Genomic DNA, 13,463 nt, shown 5'->3' on the forward strand with positions numbered 1-13,463 from the left:
GGCGGGCTTGTATTGAGAGGCGTAGTGAGGCAAACTCGCTAGCCTTCGGAAACGCCCAGCGCACGGTTCGGAAGTCAGGAAAGCGCCGCTTCAGGGCGCTTTCTTTTTGCCCGTCGCGCCTGAAGGTTTAGGTTTGCTGCGCCAAGACGCCAAAGGGCCGGAAGCTTAATTGGTATAAGCTGTCGACTCATAATCGACCGATAGTGGGTTCGAATCCCACCCGGCCCACCACAATTTGTTCAATCCCCTCAGATACTTAGCTTCCCGTCTCCCTGTCTCGGGGGCTTTCCGGGGACTGAATCGCACTCTCAAGCCGCGCCATCTCTAAGTCGTTCTGACTTCCATCGATCCACTTCGTATAAATGCGCAGGAACATCTCGACGGTGTGACCCAGTTGCCGCGCGCAGAACGCGGGCGTCATGCCTGCCATCAGCATGCTCGTCGCGTAGGTGTGGCGCATGTTGTACGGGCGTCGATACCGGATTCCCAGCCTCTTCAGGATGCGCGCCCAGAAGACGCGCTGGAATGCCTCCTCGCTGTGAAACGGCTCGTTGTGTCGGGGATCCTGAAACACTCGGCCGCCGGCCATCTGCGTCAGCGCACGCTGCCGCTGAAGCGCTGCCCTCGAGCGGCTGTTCATCCGGACCAGGCGTGGCTCGGCCGTCTTCGTTCGATCCTTCTCCTCGCCTGACACCAGCACGCGCTCGATGCCGATCGTGTCGTCTTTGAAGTCCACGTATGGCCATTCCAGTCCGTTGATCTCGGACGTGCGCAGCCCCGTCCAAAACCATGTCTCGATCAAGTTCTGGATCTGTGGATGAACCTTCGCGGCTTCCGCGATGATCAGCTCTGCCTCTTCGCGTGAGAACGGGTCCGGTGGCTGTCGTTGATGCTTGGCGCGCGGCACGCCGTCCGTGACATTCTTCGCGATGAGGTTGTCGGCGAGCGCGAGTGCGAGGCCCTGCCGCAGCGCGGACACGTAGTTGTTGATGGTCTTTCCGCTCAGATTCGGATGGTTGGCGATCCCGGTCAGGACGTGCGATAGCTTCAGGCCACGCAGCGTCACGTCGCCCATCTTCCGTTGTCGGTCATCGCAGACGGCTCGCTTCCAAAAATTCACCGCGGCGACGTATCCGTGGCGAGTGGACTTCTCGACCCGTTGCGCGTTCAGCCACTTGTCCAGCCAGGCCCCGACGGTCAGCGTGGTCGGCGCGCCGGAGTCGGGGAAGTATTCGACCATGCTGAACGAGCCCGCGCGGATGCGCTCGCCGATCTCGATCAGCAGCCGGTTCGCGTACTTGATATTCGCCGGCGTGGGCGCCATCGGCTTCCCGTCGATCTTGATCGTCGGTCGCTGGCGCACGCCGTCGACAGTGAAAGAAAGGCGAATCGACTTCTCGCGAATTTCTACGCCGCCGCTCTTTCCACCCATCTTTCGTATCCCCGGAGATCAATGAATATTCCGCCATCAGGGGAGCGCCGATATTCGCGTCCCTCGATCCATTTGCCGTCTTCAATCTTGCGACGGATGGCTTTTTCGGTAAGGCCCGTGATGATAGCGGCGAGCGCGATCGTCACATAAGACGCCGGTGAAACCAGCGCGGCGCGCGCTGCTTCGGCTATGTACGGTGCAGTCGTTCGATTCACACTTCACTCCTTTCCAAGTACTCGCGCGTGATGCGCATGAATTCTTCGATTTGCTGCTGCATTCCACTTCCTAAAGTTCTGGCCGGGCGTGCCGATACTGCGGGCATGAACAAAGACCAAGCCACCCACATCCTTGAATTGTCCGACCAGGACGCCGAGACGATCGTCGCGGATCAATTCGGCGAATATGACGACGACAACAGCGTGCATCGCCATGCGCATCAGGCCGTCTTTGAATCGCTGGTGAAGGCCCGCGCACCCGGATACACGCACATCGACCTGCTCGCGATCATCGAGCCGCCGTTCGAGCAGCTCAGACCATCGCGCATGCACTGACGCTTCAGCTTCCCTCTCCGGTCGTCACGCCGCGGGCGGCGAATCGGATACGCTGCTTTCAAGGTCAGCCTCGCTGTCCTTCGAGGGCTCCGTCCCCCGGGCTTCTAACCTGGGCAAGTTCGGAGCCCTTTGTTCGTCTGCAGGATGCGGGGCGGCTTCGCCAGCAATGGCGTCGGCACAGGCTTCGTCCGGGGTGTCACCCTGGCCGCGCGCGATCACCTTGCGATCCGGATCATCGTCGCGGCAGTTCGAGCAGATCCACGCCATCCAGCCGGTGCGGCGGGTGTACGCAAGCTCGAAGTACGCATAGTCGTTGCGCTCCAGCTCATCGGCATGCGCGGCAATCAGTTTGCGAATCGCGTCATCTCGCGCAGCAGAGCGCGGGGCGTCGAGCATTGACATCGCCTGATCGCGCAAGCCTTCAATGACCTGCGTTTTGCGATCGCTCGCCACCGCCTTCTCTCCTTGAGAATGCGGGGCGTCATGGTCCCCAGCGCGGAACACAGCGCCGCAATCAAGGCAGAGATAACCAGACTGCACGATAGGGTTTCGAGCATCTACGAGCCGATGGCCGCGCGCAGCACATTCGCTATCGACTTGAGATTGAGGGGCGTCGGTGTTAGCTGCGCGCCATGCTTCCATCATTCGACCGGCGTGCGCCCAATCTTCCGCATGGCGCTCGATCAGGTGAAACGCGACGGACGGTTCTACGCTGGCCCAGTCTTGATTAACTTCTGGCAACTCTGCCACTTGCTTGTCGCTCGCCTCTCCGCCCTCTGCGGCAAGCGCGGAGGAGAGAAGCGCGCGGGTGAACGCAAAGAGATCGCGGCGGCTGAACGAGAACAGCGGTTCGTCATCGTCGCAACTGTGCTTATAGACAAGCTGTTCAATCTGGTCTTCAGTCATTCCAATCCCCTTGAATGCGCGGATTTCTTTTTCGTCGCCACCGTCCGTGCTAGCCTTCGCTTCCAAATCGGAGGTTTTATGAACCGTATGATTGAGTACCGTGGTTTCGAGATTCATTTAGAGCTGACTCCTGCTGATCGCGATTTTTTTTAAGTGACCTTTCACATAAAGGGCGCTCAGAACATTCAGGTAATCGGCGCGCGCGCTGACCACGTGCGTCTTCGTAACGGTCCTTTTACCGAGCGATGGGCCCTTCTCGTCGGAGAAGTGGCCGGACAAGCTGCGATCGACCTCCTGCTGGGCCCTACGGAATGAATGTGCACCTGTGCCTTTCTCAATGGCTCGCTCCGTCGCTGGCGGAGGACGGTCGCACGGCCGAATCGAACGCTTCTGCTTGGCGAAGCTGCTCGGCGATGCGCAGCATCTCTGTGTAGTCACGTTTCGCCTCGGGCGTATCGTCCCAGCGCCCAAACGTCGCATGGGCGGCGCGTATGCCTTCCGCCTCGCGTTCGATGATCGCGGCCGCGCGGTCGAGCAGCTTGCGCGGCTTCATTTGATTTGGTGGCGCCGAATGCCGGTGATGCCGTTCGGCAGTTGCGGCGCCGCGGTGGCTTCGTCGGCCTGCATGAAGTCCGAGCCTGTGGCGCCGGACGCCTTGATGAAGTCGACTTCGACCTTCGCGCTGTCGACTAGGACGCGCGCGACGTCGGCGACGGCGCGGGCGCGCTCGACCTCCATCGGGTTATCGCGGTTGCGCAGGTCCGCGAGGGTGTCGAGCAGGTGCTGACGGACGGTGCTGATGTTGTTGCTCACGACTGTTCCTCCTTCGCCTCGCGGGCGATTCGGTTGACTTGGCGGGTGATAGCGCCCTTGAGTTGCACGAGCTTTGCCAACTCGGGATCTCGATTGCGCGGGTGGTTGCGGTGCGCGAGCTCGGCGCGGCTGACGAGTTCCAGCGCGTCGAGCGTGATGCGCGCGGCGTCGGCGCTGCGCCGGCCGGGCAGGAAGCAGACGACATGGCCAGGCGGAATCGGGCCGTTCGCGGCCTCCCATACGAGCCGGTGGACGCCGACCCAGCGGCGCGCAGGCACCGGATGATCGTCGGTCACCTTCCGTTCGAGGTATCTGTCCTTGCTGATGCGCTCGGAGCCGATTGGCTGGTACTTGCGCTGCGCCGCGCCACTCATCGAGCCTCTCTTGAACTGCGTAGCCCGAGAGTTCGGATGCGTGCCGACGACGCCCTTGGTGCCTTTGCTCCAAGGCTGGTGGCCAGGCCTGAACTGCGTCGCCTTCATGTTCGGATGCTGCTGGCCCCGCTGAACGCGCCCGCTGCGGTCCGACTCCATGAAAGCCTCGGATTTGTGTAGTCCTAGCTCCGCTGCCTTCGCATAGACTCGCGGGATGGAACAGTTAAACAGGGCTGCAAGCTCGGCCGTCTGTCGGCTTGGATACTCGCTGCGCAGCTGTTCGATCTCCGTGGGACTCCAGAACCGGCGCGACGGAGAAAGGGATCCGGGTTTGCGCTTCGTCATAGTGGGAACGTGTGGTCTGTCCATTCGATCTTGCTGTTCTCGCTCATGCTAGGATTCCTTCAAACAAATCGCCGGGTTCGACATGTCAAACAAGAATTACGTGCGCAATGGGCACCGCATCAATATCAACGTCACCGAAGCGAAGCGCGGTAGGTGGGATTGGTATTACACAATCGACGCTCTGAACTACACCTCTCTGCGCGAGCGACCAGCCGCTTCAGAGGACTTGGCGATGTCTGAGGCGGAGCGTGACGCGAATCGAAAGGCCGACAGCATGCCGACGGGTGATGCTTAGCCAGCCTCTCCGATCCTTTTGAACTCGACGACCCAGACCCACGGATTGGCGTCCCATGACTCATCGCCGTTGATGTCGCGCCAGAGACGCGCGAAGCCTTGCCGATAGGTAGGCTGGCCGACGTTCACCGTGCCGCCGTCAACATCCAGCCAGGCGGGCGCCGCTCCTTCCGCCTGGGCGTTGTCCTCGGTGATCTGGTCGAGGCGCTCGACGCGCACGCCGGTGACTTCGAGGTTGATGCGCGACGCCCAGCGCGGCATGTGGATGGACGGACGCCACGGCTCGGAGTCTCGGCCGTGCGTCGCTTGGTACTCCACGCGTCGGCAGTACTGTTGGTCCGGCACGTAGCGCGCGACGCCAAGCTCAGTGCACTTGCCGGGCGGGTTGATTTCCACGACGCCGCGCCACGTCTCGCGCACCCACAGACGGTCGCCGGGCTTTCCATACGGGCAGCGGATGTGATCGCTTACGACGTGCGCGGAGCTGCACCAGGCCCATTCGCCGGTTGGCTCGTCGGCGCCGTGCGCTTCATCTTTCCCTCGAAACTGGAAGATGTGATGCGCGCCGGTCGGCTTCACGATTCGCCGCGTCTGCGTCTTGCTGCCGTCGAGAAGCGCACGTACCATCGCGCTGGAAAACAAAATAGGACGCTCTGTCATGAATTCTCCAATTGGCGCTACGGCTGTCCGCGTTGGTACCGACTGGCATTTCAGCCACGCAGCATCTGGCGGCGCGATCATTCACATTCAGGTGACGCACGAGTGCCTGGTGGATGCGCTTGCTTCTGACGGGACAGAGGAGAGCGATCGGGCGGCGCTCGATGCTCACTGGCGGCGCATCATCGCGATCGGGGAAGATAAGTTCAACGCGGGCGAGCAGCAGCCGATCGTCGTGAAGCGAGCGGATTTCCAGACCTGATTCGCCGATGCTGCAGTCCTGTCACGCTCGCGCGGCCACTCATCACGGTCAGCGGAGCGGCGCCATCAAGTCAGATGGCCGGATAAGTGGAAGCACGTGTCGCATGACTGATGCGCCTTCGTCCGTAATCGCTCGTAGAGCCATCGCGAAGGGGGTATAGTGGTTTCACATGCCGCTTCCGGTGTGTTTACGGAGCGAACATGGAAAACGTGTCCTGTGTCCCCTATCGCGGGTACACGATAGACGTGCGCGTCGCTTCCAGTAAGACACCATCAATCGACGGCCAACAACTCCGGTACGCCGTGTCCTGGTGCGTTGCTTCGTCTGCGCCTGACGCTACTCCCATAGTGAGCCTGCCTGAGCAGCTGAACTTCCTATCGCCCGACGCGGGTGTCAGATACGCGGAGCGGCAAGCTAAGAGGTTCATCGACGGCTGCGTCAACGACGAGAAAGATGAAAATTAGCGGGCTTGACTCCACCTCCTAACGCGATTGGCCGCCTTGGCTATTGCTTACGCTCGGAGAAGGTGGAAGCACCATGCGTGTTAGGATGATCGCCCACTATTGGAGTTCTGAATGTCGCGTCTGCTAAGAATCGGAGCTCTAGAGTTCCATGTAGTGGTTGAGTCGCTGTTCAGCGGCGGATTCACATACACCTGTATCGAAGTCGATCGAACCAAAGGGAAAATCGAGCAGATCCGATTTGAAGGCGCCCTTCGATACGAAAGCGAAGAAGAGGCGTATGCGGGCGGATCAGCGTTCGCTCGAAAGCAAAGCAGACGGCCTCCTCTGTAGGCAACGTCGTGCTTTCTCTCCGGGTGCTTCAGTGCGCCGAAAGCGGTGACGCCAGCGCGCCGCCCCAAGGCCTTACTCGGGCGTGCCGAGCAGGATCTTCGTGGCCGTCTGTTCTTCGATCTGCGCCCAGACTTCACGGAACGCGGCTTCGAGCACCTTGTGCGGGCGGATCAGCTCGTACCAGATCTTTAGCACGCCATCTTTGATGCGGTACTTGATCCGCGCGTCGATCGAGTAGGACGCGCCATTCTCGAAGACAGGGATGCTGAGCGTGATCTGCGACGGCATCGCGATCTTGTTGCCGGTGGCGTTCACGTCTTCCTTCCAAACGAAGTTCGTGCTGCCGTCCTGCAGGCGCGCGGCCGACACAAAGTTGCCTTCCTTGCTGGCTTCGAAGTTCAGCGCGATGCTGAGCATCGTCGATCCGTCCGGGGTGATGATGTCCGGCAGGTTGTCTTCGATCAGCTCCGCGAGCTCAAGCTGGCCCATCGGCTGGCGGTCCTTGCTGGTCCACGTCTTCCACTCGCGGGAGGCGGGCACCGGGAACTCGACTCGGTACGCGCGCCAGTTGGCGCCGTCGTGCGCGTCCTCGCGCGAGCCGTATGCCCGGTGGTCATCGATCACGCCGAGGATGCGCGCCGGGTCGAGCGACGCATAGATCAGGCTCTCCGGACGTTTCTGACGGTTGAAATATTCGATGAAGCTTGCAGCGTCGCGCAGCTTCACGGTGCCCGTGGCGCGCGCGGGGCTTTCGTCGCGTTCGAAGATGTGCTCGAGCTTGTAGCCTTCCGGCACGACCACATAAGGCACGCCATCGGACAGCGGGCTCTTTTGCGGACCTGCGAGCGCGGTGCCTGCGCCGAGAATTGCTGCGACGTCTTGTTCGCCGTGAAATTCGTTGATCATCTGTTTTTCTCAGTGGTGGATGGATGTTTTGCTCAGCCGTACGAGGCAGATCGGCCGCTGGAGTTGTTGTCCGCCAGCGAGATGCCGGGCAGTTCGGTCTGCCGCTCGCTGTGACGCGACAGGTTGTTCTCGACGGTCGGGAAGAAGACTTCAGCCGATTCCTTCTCGCGCGGCAGGGTGGCGACGACCTTGCCAGTCACTTCGAGCGCGTCCTGCACCTTGGCGAACGGCTTCACCTCGACGGTGATCGTGATCTTTCCGGCCTTGCCGGTGTCGCGGACCATCGCGACGAGGGTGTTCAGTTCGTTCGTCGCTTCTTCGACGACTGCGCCGCCGCGCAAGTCCATCAGCGTCTGCGTGAAAGCCTTCTTCATCCGATCCTCCGATCGTGTGGTTGAATTCGGTGGCCGTCTCTCCGGCCTGTCACGACTGTTTTGCGCTTCACTTCGTCCACGCAAGGCGAGCCTCAAAGAGACATGCCGCGCCGTCCTCCTCTCAGGGATTCCTGCCGGATTACGCGTCGGCGCGCGGTGGTGGTGATCAGTTGCCTGCCGGCCAGTGGATGCGGTTCTTGCGCTGCTCGATGTCGGCCAGGCGTTCGTCAGCGCCGCGCACCAGCAGATACGCGAGGAGTCCACAGATAAGCAGTCCTATGCAGAACAGAGACATGGTGAGCCTTTTCGGGAAGGTGAATCAGATGCAGCGCGTGTGAGCGCAGCGTTCCATTTGAGCGTTGCGATGCGACGTCTCTGAGTCGAGGGCGAGAAACACGGCCACGACGATGAGCGTCAAGCCCCAGATCTGCCAGAGCTTCATTTCCAGAGCGCTCCAGCGGGAACTGCGACACACAGGAACCACACGCAAGCGATGCCGATTGCGTAGAGGCTGCCAACTCCGACCGCCTTGATCAGAGTATTCGCGTCCTGCAATCGCTCGACGTCGCGGAGCAGGGCGTTTTCGTTCAAAACACGATTCATGTCGATCTCCTTGTCTTACCGCTGCGTCATCGCGTGGCGCACTGGTGAGACATCCGGCACTCTCGGGGCCGGTGGCCGGCGGATTCCTCCCTTGCGGGTCTCCGCGCGCTGGCACTCTTAAAGAACGATCGCATTCCGCCCAGGCGGTGCGCGGCTTCGTCAGATCGACATCAGCCAGATGCCACCCGCCGTCACGAGGATGGCGATCGTCACGGCAACTGCCACGACGTTCATTTGATCTGCCATCTCCCCCTCCAGTGCATCGGTAAGTGCGTGAAGTGAATAGTAGCAATCGCTACTAGAAAGGGCAAGTAGCAAACGCTACTAGATTCGCGGGAATTTTGTAACAGACAGGGACAGGAAGGCGGAACGAACTGTCCAGGCAACAAAAAGCCCGCGCGCGGCGGGCTCAACCTGCGAAGACGCAGGTGTTCTCAGATGATTTTATGTGGGTGCCGGCTTGTTGCCGGTCGAACGCCCTCGGAGGCAAACCCAATTTACGCTCGGAGCGTGTGGACGCAAATCGGGAAACGTGCGGACTAAATACTTGCATAAAATCGCCGATAACCCTGCGGACAAGCAACGCGGACGAAAAAAATCCCGCCAGGAGGGCCTGTTGGCGGGACGTGGCTACCCGTGAAGGGTAGAAAGTTGGGTATCGGGGTTCAGTATAGAAAACGCCGCGCGGAAGGCAAGGCTGCGCCTGTAACAAAAAACCCGCCGAAGCGGGATCGATCCCCACTACGTTAGCTAAGGCATCCTTGGCTTCGCGGCCGCGTCGCTAGTATGAACGTCAACCATCACAGACAGCACCGCTCACTCATCCAGCAAAGAAGCGACGTCTACGGTGGTAGCCACGATCGTCCCAAGGATTTGGTCGAGGAACGTCCGTAGCTCTGGCGTCAGTCCTGATCTGTTGAGCTTTGCGGAGATTTCGTCGATGTGCCCCTGGATTTCGCCGAAGCCGGCTTGATAGGTGCGGAGCGCCTCGAACATCTGCGTTTTGGTCCAGCGAGGTTCGTCGTTCATCATGGTTAACCCTTGATGGTTATGCAAATCACAGACAGCGCCGCGCCACGTCGACTAGCTCATGCTCGCCGAACGCAACCCTGCTGAACATCGTGACCCTGCCGGATACGACATCGAGCACCACTTCGTGCCCGGACATGCCTCGCACGGTCAGCGTGACGCCGTCCTTCGTCGGGGAGTACTCGACGGTATTGGTCCCTTTGTCCTGCCATCCGCGTTGTACGCAGCCCGCATACTCGGGTGCCGGCCGGCTGGTCGTGCCAGAGAAGACGGCTTGTCTACCGCGCAGATCGGCCGAAGATTCACAGGCTCCCAAGGTTGCGATGAGCGCGAGCAGAACGATTCGGTTCATTGTCCGACGATTCGGAAATGTGGTCATCATCCGCGCGCGACGATCGCATCGTTGAGCGCGAGAACGATTCGGGCGACTTGCGCGTCATCGTAAGTGACAAAGGCTTTTGTCTCGCCCGACGATGATCTGAGACGCACCTGTGACTGCGGACGGCCGCGCCACAATAGATATGCGCCGAGCGCGGCGATGATGCCACCGAGACCGAGCGGGCCGACTGACTCGCCATTGGAGATCAGCACCAGGCCGGAAAGAAACATCGGAACGGCGAGCGCAATCAACAAGACCCCAAACAGCCATTTCCGCGGCGTCCGCCAATGCTGGACTGACGTGATCCCGCTCATAGCGAACGTCTGGCCTGGCACGATAAATCGTGCGTTGGTGACTCGGACCGCTCCGTCGTCGTAAAAAATCTCCTCGTTGCTGCTTGGCCGATTGCTTGGCGCACTCGCAGGCGCGAGCGTCGGCTCTCTTGCTTCTCTCATGTCGTTTCCTTAGTAACGCACGACTTTTGTTTTCACGACGCCGCAGATTGTCGCGTTGCCGTTGACTTCGATGATCCGATTTGGCCAATCTGGATTCAGCGCCCGCAGGTACTTTTTCCCGTCTTCGACGATGAGTTGCTTGAACGTCGCCTCCGCGCTGTCGTCAAGCAAGACGACTACGAGATTCCCGCTCTCAGCGTCGCTCTGAGGCTCAACAAGGATCAGGTCATTCTCGTTGAACGACGGCTCGCCGGACGGGTTGTACATGCTGAGTCCGCGCACGCGAAGGTAGTAGGCGCTCTTCGATGTCGGAATGGGTGACAGAAGCCACTCTTCCGCGTCTCGTATTGCAAATGTGTTCACGACCGACTCCCAGGCTCCGGCCTGTACCCATGTGATGAGAGGAAGCTTCCCTCTGATTTCGGGGCCAAGCTCGATGTTTAGGTCGTGAAGCGTACCGTCGGTCTGAGACGATTTCTGTCCGATTAAGGGGCTGTTTAGTTCTTTGTTCGGAGGATTGACGTGCAGTTTGGACTGTGCGTCAGCTGACGTTGTAGCACTCGGAATAGTGATTGATCCTGCTGTCGAACTGAACCAACCCCGCAGCCCGGGAATAGCCTCAACGGACCGAATGGTCTTCTCGCTGACAGCCCGATTGCTATTGAGCATCTGACGAATGAACGCCCCGTCCTTATATCCAAGTCTCCGGCCAAACTCGCTGATGTTGCCGTTGGACACACGATCGATGGCCGCCCGCAACAGGGATACACGGAGATTGTTCAATTCAAGTTCATTCATTCCCGGATAGTAGCGCATGCTACACATAGCATTTGCTCCTTGCTAAACGTAGCAAATGCTACTAGAATGGCCTTCATGGACCTCGATCAATTCCTCTCTCAGCCTGGCGCTCCAACGATTGCCGAATTGCGGCGCCGTATGAGTGCACTTGGATACCGCGTGAAGAGTGACGCTCAGATCCGGCAGTGGCGACACGGTTATGCCGATCGCATCCCGAGCCCGGAGAACTGCGTCGGGTTAGAACGCGCTACCCATGGCGCCGTTTCGCGAAAGACCTTCCACCGCAATGACTGGCATTTGATCTGGCCTGAACTCGTCGAAGAAGCCGAGGCTGCGTAATGGGTATCGAGCGTTTGTATGCACGGGTTGTTTTGTGGCTGATTCGTTCGGGCCTCGAAGCCCACCGATCGTCCGAGGAGTTGAGCGTGAGGATCTCGAATCTAGAGGTCAATACGAACTCTCTGATGGGCTTAGTTGCTTGGGAGCGAGAAGCCCGTCAACGAGCAGATCAGATGTCGCGCAAGCTTTGAGGCAAAAGGTACTTGAGCGATTCTCGGAAATCTTCGATCTGTTTGTCGTTGATCTCCGCTGCATTAAGTCGGCGAGTTAATCGATGTTCGACTTGGTGCTTCAGGCTGGCTACAAAGACCGGGTTTTCTGCGTTGGCATCTGCAAGGGCTCGGACAATGGCAAACATGGCGTGAGTATCAGCGAGGATCGCCGCCTGTATTTGCTGCATGCCGTCGATAGCGTCGAGGATTTTGAAAAATTGTTGTTCGTTCATGGGATCTCCGTTTCGGGTGCTTCGTGGTGTGGGGCCTTGATTCTGCCAGAGGCTGGAGATCCCACCAGAAGAGGGCGGTCCTGCTGAGTGCTCGCGGAGAGGATTCAGCAGGACCAGCCAAAAAAACGAAGTAAGCGGCGCCGCGTCTGCGGCCGGTTTGGATGGATGGCCCACCGGTCCGAGATTCGCAGTACTAACGGCGCAATGGTCTCTCGCGCTTGTTGTCATTTTTGTTTTACCCCGTCAATCGTGTTGTTTTTGTTGTTGATCGAAGTATCTAGCAACGAGCAATCCGGGGACACCACTAACTGAGGGTAGGAATCGTGGGATTTCGCCAAGCGTACGTACAGATGATCGAAGCGGCCGGCGGCCGGGACACCATGGCGCGGGAACTCGCGATGACGACGTCAGCGCTTGATAACCGAGTTCACGAGAAAGGCACGCCGCCTCAGCGAGTTCACCCTGACATGGCAATGCAGATGCAGGCGATCAGCGGCACGACGCTTTTCGCGGAGGAGGTCGCGCGTCAGTCCGGCGGCACGTTCATCGCATTGCCTCAGGCGGGCGACGATCTCGACAACGAACAGATCCAGAACAAGTTTCTGCGCATCGTTGAGCGCGTTGGTGAACTGGCGGCTTGCCATCGCAAGGCGACGGAAGACAACAACGTCGACAAGAACGAACGCGCCGAACTCGACGGTATCGCGCACGAGATCCACCGCAGCGTCCAGGAAATGCTCGCGCTGACCTACATGATCTACAGCTCGCCGGAGCCCACCAAGCCTTCGGTTCCCAGCATTGGCGATCGCAAGGCTTCGTGATGAGCGCCAATCCGGACTTCATCCCTATGCCGTATCCCGAATGGCTCACGGGCTGCTTCTACGACGGCCCGCAGGCGACAGACGCAGACCGAGAGCGCGTTGCTCGCAAGATCTGCATCGCATGCGGCGCGAAGCAGGCACCCGACGGCACGCTGCCGTGCGGCCACGATCACGACCTGTGAGGTCATCCATGAACGAAATCGCACTGTCGAGCAATCTGACGATGTCGAGTCGCGAGATCGCCGACCTCACCGGCAAGCGACACGACAACGTAATGCGCGACGCGCGCCTGATGTTGCTCGATCTGCACGGGGTAGGGGGTGTCCTCAGTTTTGAGGATACCGCCCTGAACGAGCAGAACGGCCAGCGCTATCCGATCTTCCTGTTGCCGAAGCGAGAGACGCTGATTCTCGTCTCCGGTTACAGCATCGCCATGCGTGCTCGGATCATCGATCGGTGGCAGGAGCTGGAAGAGAGCCGCGCCCGCCCGGCGATCAGCCTCAACGATCCCGCCTTTCTGCGCGGCGCGCTGCTCGAATACACCGAACGCGTGATGCGGCTCGAGGCGACCGTGGCCGAGCAGGCGCCGGCCGTCGAGTTCGCAAAGGCTGTGCGCAACACAAACGACTCGATCACGATGAGCCAGATGGCTTCGGTGCTCGGCATCGGCCGGAATCGCTTTTTCTCCCGCCTGCGCGCCGATCACATCCTGATGGCGGACAACCTGCCGTACCAGATCTACAAGGATCGCGGCCTGTTCCGCGTGATCGAGAGCGTCTGGATCGATGACGCAAAAGAGCCGCATCCGACGTTCAAGACCGTCGTCACAGGCCGCGGTCAGGTGTTCTTGCAGCGTAAGTACGGCACAGAGGTGACCGCGTGAGCA

24 protein-coding genes and 1 tRNA gene are annotated in these 13,463 nt (G+C 59.9%); 8 read left to right on the forward strand and 17 right to left on the reverse strand.

The features are described 5' to 3' along the window. The first annotated feature begins 154 nt into the window (after nucleotides 1-154). Nucleotides 155-231: transfer RNA gene (locus QCE88_RS33405), tRNA-Ile, on the forward strand. A 25-nt stretch (nucleotides 232-256) separates the two neighbouring features. Here the strand turns inward: QCE88_RS33405 and QCE88_RS33410 are convergent. Beyond that, nucleotides 257-1,432, reverse strand: coding sequence for an Arm DNA-binding domain-containing protein (locus tag QCE88_RS33410; protein WP_309909636.1), 1,176 nt, complete (start codon nucleotides 1,430-1,432; stop codon nucleotides 257-259). Next, entirely contained in the window at nucleotides 1,408-1,647 is a 240-nt protein-coding gene (locus tag QCE88_RS33415; protein WP_309909637.1) for an excisionase, read from the reverse strand. Before QCE88_RS33415 ends, QCE88_RS33410 begins: the two co-directional genes overlap by 25 nt. A gap of 36 nt (nucleotides 1,648-1,683) precedes the next feature. Here QCE88_RS33415 and QCE88_RS33420 point away from each other — a divergent pair, with 36 nt between their 5' ends. After that, nucleotides 1,684-1,983 carry a hypothetical protein gene (locus QCE88_RS33420; protein ID WP_309909638.1) on the forward strand — a complete coding sequence of 100 codons (300 nt, stop codon included), beginning with the start codon at nucleotides 1,684-1,686 and terminating at the stop codon, nucleotides 1,981-1,983. A 24-nt stretch (nucleotides 1,984-2,007) separates the two neighbouring features. Here the strand turns inward: QCE88_RS33420 and QCE88_RS33425 are convergent, their stop codons facing one another. The 4 genes from QCE88_RS33425 to QCE88_RS33440 all read right to left on the reverse strand — a co-directional run bounded on the left by QCE88_RS33425 (nucleotide 2,008) and on the right by QCE88_RS33440 (nucleotide 4,421). Continuing rightward, nucleotides 2,008-3,006: a hypothetical protein gene (locus QCE88_RS33425; protein ID WP_309909640.1), complete on the reverse strand. Its 999-nt coding sequence runs from the start codon at nucleotides 3,004-3,006 to the stop codon at nucleotides 2,008-2,010. Nucleotides 3,007-3,223: 217 nt separating this feature from the next. Beyond that, on the reverse strand, nucleotides 3,224-3,442 hold the full coding sequence (locus tag QCE88_RS33430) for a hypothetical protein (RefSeq protein ID WP_309909642.1): 219 nt from the start codon (nucleotides 3,440-3,442) through the stop codon (nucleotides 3,224-3,226). Then, a complete protein-coding gene (locus tag QCE88_RS33435; protein WP_309909643.1) occupies nucleotides 3,439-3,702 on the reverse strand; it encodes a hypothetical protein in 264 nt (87 codons plus the stop codon). Before QCE88_RS33435 ends, QCE88_RS33430 begins: the two co-directional genes overlap by 4 nt. Next, nucleotides 3,699-4,421, reverse strand: coding sequence for an HNH endonuclease signature motif containing protein (locus QCE88_RS33440; protein WP_309909644.1), 723 nt, complete (start codon nucleotides 4,419-4,421; stop codon nucleotides 3,699-3,701). The genes QCE88_RS33435 and QCE88_RS33440 overlap by 4 nt, the downstream gene beginning before the upstream one ends. An 82-nt stretch (nucleotides 4,422-4,503) precedes the next feature. Here QCE88_RS33440 and QCE88_RS33445 point away from each other — a divergent pair, with 82 nt between their 5' ends. Beyond that, nucleotides 4,504-4,716 (forward strand): hypothetical protein, encoded by a 213-nt coding sequence (locus QCE88_RS33445; protein ID WP_309909645.1) that lies wholly within the window; start codon nucleotides 4,504-4,506, stop codon nucleotides 4,714-4,716. On the opposite strand, the gene QCE88_RS33450 is transcribed toward QCE88_RS33445, so the two are convergent. Beyond that, nucleotides 4,713-5,375, reverse strand: coding sequence for a hypothetical protein (locus QCE88_RS33450; RefSeq protein ID WP_309909646.1), 663 nt, complete (start codon nucleotides 5,373-5,375; stop codon nucleotides 4,713-4,715). The two genes, QCE88_RS33445 and QCE88_RS33450, sit on opposite strands and share 4 nt — an antisense overlap. On the opposite strand from QCE88_RS33450, the gene QCE88_RS33455 reads away from it, so the two are divergent. Beyond that, nucleotides 5,374-5,634 carry a hypothetical protein gene (locus QCE88_RS33455; protein ID WP_309909648.1) on the forward strand — a complete coding sequence of 87 codons (261 nt, stop codon included), beginning with the start codon at nucleotides 5,374-5,376 and terminating at the stop codon, nucleotides 5,632-5,634. The two genes, QCE88_RS33450 and QCE88_RS33455, sit on opposite strands and share 2 nt — an antisense overlap. Before the next feature lie 866 nt (nucleotides 5,635-6,500). Here the strand turns inward: QCE88_RS33455 and QCE88_RS33460 are convergent. The 9 genes from QCE88_RS33460 to QCE88_RS33500 all read right to left on the reverse strand — a co-directional run bounded on the left by QCE88_RS33460 (nucleotide 6,501) and on the right by QCE88_RS33500 (nucleotide 10,990). After that, entirely contained in the window at nucleotides 6,501-7,334 is an 834-nt protein-coding gene (locus tag QCE88_RS33460) for a YfdQ family protein (RefSeq protein WP_309909649.1), read from the reverse strand. 32 nt (nucleotides 7,335-7,366) lie between these two features. Continuing rightward, nucleotides 7,367-7,708, reverse strand: coding sequence for a hypothetical protein (locus tag QCE88_RS33465; RefSeq protein WP_309909651.1), 342 nt, complete (start codon nucleotides 7,706-7,708; stop codon nucleotides 7,367-7,369). A 166-nt stretch (nucleotides 7,709-7,874) separates the two neighbouring features. Further along, on the reverse strand, nucleotides 7,875-8,003 hold the full coding sequence (locus QCE88_RS33470; RefSeq protein ID WP_309909653.1) for a hypothetical protein: 129 nt from the start codon (nucleotides 8,001-8,003) through the stop codon (nucleotides 7,875-7,877). 24 nt (nucleotides 8,004-8,027) lie between these two features. Then, on the reverse strand, nucleotides 8,028-8,150 hold the full coding sequence (locus QCE88_RS33475; RefSeq protein ID WP_309909655.1) for a hypothetical protein: 123 nt from the start codon (nucleotides 8,148-8,150) through the stop codon (nucleotides 8,028-8,030). Beyond that, on the reverse strand, nucleotides 8,147-8,311 hold the full coding sequence (locus QCE88_RS33480; RefSeq protein ID WP_309909657.1) for a hypothetical protein: 165 nt from the start codon (nucleotides 8,309-8,311) through the stop codon (nucleotides 8,147-8,149). The genes QCE88_RS33475 and QCE88_RS33480 overlap by 4 nt, the downstream gene beginning before the upstream one ends. Nucleotides 8,312-9,127: 816 nt before the next feature. Next, nucleotides 9,128-9,343, reverse strand: a complete 216-nt coding sequence (locus QCE88_RS33485; RefSeq protein WP_309909659.1) for a hypothetical protein — start codon at nucleotides 9,341-9,343, stop codon at nucleotides 9,128-9,130. A 25-nt stretch (nucleotides 9,344-9,368) separates the two neighbouring features. After that, entirely contained in the window at nucleotides 9,369-9,692 is a 324-nt protein-coding gene (locus QCE88_RS33490; RefSeq protein WP_309909661.1) for a hypothetical protein, read from the reverse strand. 26 nt (nucleotides 9,693-9,718) lie between these two features. Next, nucleotides 9,719-10,174, reverse strand: a complete 456-nt coding sequence (locus tag QCE88_RS33495; protein WP_309909662.1) for a DUF6232 family protein — start codon at nucleotides 10,172-10,174, stop codon at nucleotides 9,719-9,721. A 9-nt stretch (nucleotides 10,175-10,183) separates the two neighbouring features. Then, complete coding sequence (locus tag QCE88_RS33500; protein WP_309909663.1) at nucleotides 10,184-10,990, reverse strand: S24 family peptidase; 807 nt, start codon at nucleotides 10,988-10,990, stop codon at nucleotides 10,184-10,186. Nucleotides 10,991-11,047: 57 nt separating this feature from the next. On the opposite strand from QCE88_RS33500, the gene QCE88_RS33505 reads away from it, so the two are divergent. Beyond that, the gene (locus QCE88_RS33505) at nucleotides 11,048-11,311 is read left to right on the forward strand and encodes a hypothetical protein (RefSeq protein ID WP_309909665.1); all 264 of its coding nucleotides are present in this window, start codon (nucleotides 11,048-11,050) and stop codon (nucleotides 11,309-11,311) included. A gap of 169 nt (nucleotides 11,312-11,480) precedes the next feature. On the opposite strand, the gene QCE88_RS33510 is transcribed toward QCE88_RS33505, so the two are convergent. Further along, nucleotides 11,481-11,756: a hypothetical protein gene (locus QCE88_RS33510; RefSeq protein WP_309909667.1), complete on the reverse strand. Its 276-nt coding sequence runs from the start codon at nucleotides 11,754-11,756 to the stop codon at nucleotides 11,481-11,483. 323 nt (nucleotides 11,757-12,079) lie between these two features. Here QCE88_RS33510 and QCE88_RS33515 point away from each other — a divergent pair, with 323 nt between their 5' ends. Genes QCE88_RS33515 through QCE88_RS33525 form a run of 3 tightly spaced genes read left to right on the forward strand, consistent with a single transcriptional unit; the run spans nucleotide 12,080 to nucleotide 13,460 of the window. After that, nucleotides 12,080-12,577: a YmfL family putative regulatory protein gene (locus tag QCE88_RS33515; RefSeq protein ID WP_309909668.1), complete on the forward strand. Its 498-nt coding sequence runs from the start codon at nucleotides 12,080-12,082 to the stop codon at nucleotides 12,575-12,577. Further along, on the forward strand, nucleotides 12,577-12,759 hold the full coding sequence (locus QCE88_RS33520) for a hypothetical protein (RefSeq protein ID WP_309909669.1): 183 nt from the start codon (nucleotides 12,577-12,579) through the stop codon (nucleotides 12,757-12,759). Before QCE88_RS33515 ends, QCE88_RS33520 begins: the two co-directional genes overlap by 1 nt. Before the next feature lie 8 nt (nucleotides 12,760-12,767). Continuing rightward, nucleotides 12,768-13,460, forward strand: a complete 693-nt coding sequence (locus tag QCE88_RS33525; protein ID WP_309909671.1) for a phage regulatory protein/antirepressor Ant — start codon at nucleotides 12,768-12,770, stop codon at nucleotides 13,458-13,460. Nucleotides 13,461-13,463 lie beyond the last annotated feature (3 nt).

The sequence above is a fragment of the Caballeronia sp. LZ035 genome (genome assembly GCF_031451175.1).
Lineage (GTDB): Bacteria > Pseudomonadota > Gammaproteobacteria > Burkholderiales > Burkholderiaceae > Caballeronia.

Coding starts and splice junctions, on each gene's coding strand:
- QCE88_RS33505 (WP_309909665.1), top strand. CDS start 11,048: ATGGACCTCGATCAATTCCTCTCTCAGCCTGGCGCTCCAACGATTGCC.
- QCE88_RS33440 (WP_309909644.1), bottom strand. CDS start 4,421: ATGACGAAGCGCAAACCCGGATCCCTTTCTCCGTCGCGCCGGTTCTGG.
- QCE88_RS33460 (WP_309909649.1), bottom strand. CDS start 7,334: ATGATCAACGAATTTCACGGCGAACAAGACGTCGCAGCAATTCTCGGC.
- QCE88_RS33445 (WP_309909645.1), top strand. CDS start 4,504: ATGTCAAACAAGAATTACGTGCGCAATGGGCACCGCATCAATATCAAC.
- QCE88_RS33475 (WP_309909655.1), bottom strand. CDS start 8,150: ATGAAGCTCTGGCAGATCTGGGGCTTGACGCTCATCGTCGTGGCCGTG.
- QCE88_RS33525 (WP_309909671.1), top strand. CDS start 12,768: ATGAACGAAATCGCACTGTCGAGCAATCTGACGATGTCGAGTCGCGAG.
- QCE88_RS33450 (WP_309909646.1), bottom strand. CDS start 5,375: ATGACAGAGCGTCCTATTTTGTTTTCCAGCGCGATGGTACGTGCGCTT.
- QCE88_RS33410 (WP_309909636.1), bottom strand. CDS start 1,432: ATGGGTGGAAAGAGCGGCGGCGTAGAAATTCGCGAGAAGTCGATTCGC.
- QCE88_RS33480 (WP_309909657.1), bottom strand. CDS start 8,311: ATGAATCGTGTTTTGAACGAAAACGCCCTGCTCCGCGACGTCGAGCGA.
- QCE88_RS33430 (WP_309909642.1), bottom strand. CDS start 3,442: ATGAAGCCGCGCAAGCTGCTCGACCGCGCGGCCGCGATCATCGAACGC.
- QCE88_RS33485 (WP_309909659.1), bottom strand. CDS start 9,343: ATGATGAACGACGAACCTCGCTGGACCAAAACGCAGATGTTCGAGGCG.
- QCE88_RS33470 (WP_309909653.1), bottom strand. CDS start 8,003: ATGTCTCTGTTCTGCATAGGACTGCTTATCTGTGGACTCCTCGCGTAT.
- QCE88_RS33420 (WP_309909638.1), top strand. CDS start 1,684: ATGAATTCTTCGATTTGCTGCTGCATTCCACTTCCTAAAGTTCTGGCC.
- QCE88_RS33425 (WP_309909640.1), bottom strand. CDS start 3,006: ATGAATCTCGAAACCACGGTACTCAATCATACGGTTCATAAAACCTCC.
- QCE88_RS33495 (WP_309909662.1), bottom strand. CDS start 10,174: ATGAGAGAAGCAAGAGAGCCGACGCTCGCGCCTGCGAGTGCGCCAAGC.
- QCE88_RS33500 (WP_309909663.1), bottom strand. CDS start 10,990: ATGCGCTACTATCCGGGAATGAATGAACTTGAATTGAACAATCTCCGT.
- QCE88_RS33510 (WP_309909667.1), bottom strand. CDS start 11,756: ATGAACGAACAACAATTTTTCAAAATCCTCGACGCTATCGACGGCATG.
- QCE88_RS33455 (WP_309909648.1), top strand. CDS start 5,374: ATGAATTCTCCAATTGGCGCTACGGCTGTCCGCGTTGGTACCGACTGG.
- QCE88_RS33490 (WP_309909661.1), bottom strand. CDS start 9,692: ATGAACCGAATCGTTCTGCTCGCGCTCATCGCAACCTTGGGAGCCTGT.
- QCE88_RS33465 (WP_309909651.1), bottom strand. CDS start 7,708: ATGAAGAAGGCTTTCACGCAGACGCTGATGGACTTGCGCGGCGGCGCA.
- QCE88_RS33520 (WP_309909669.1), top strand. CDS start 12,577: ATGAGCGCCAATCCGGACTTCATCCCTATGCCGTATCCCGAATGGCTC.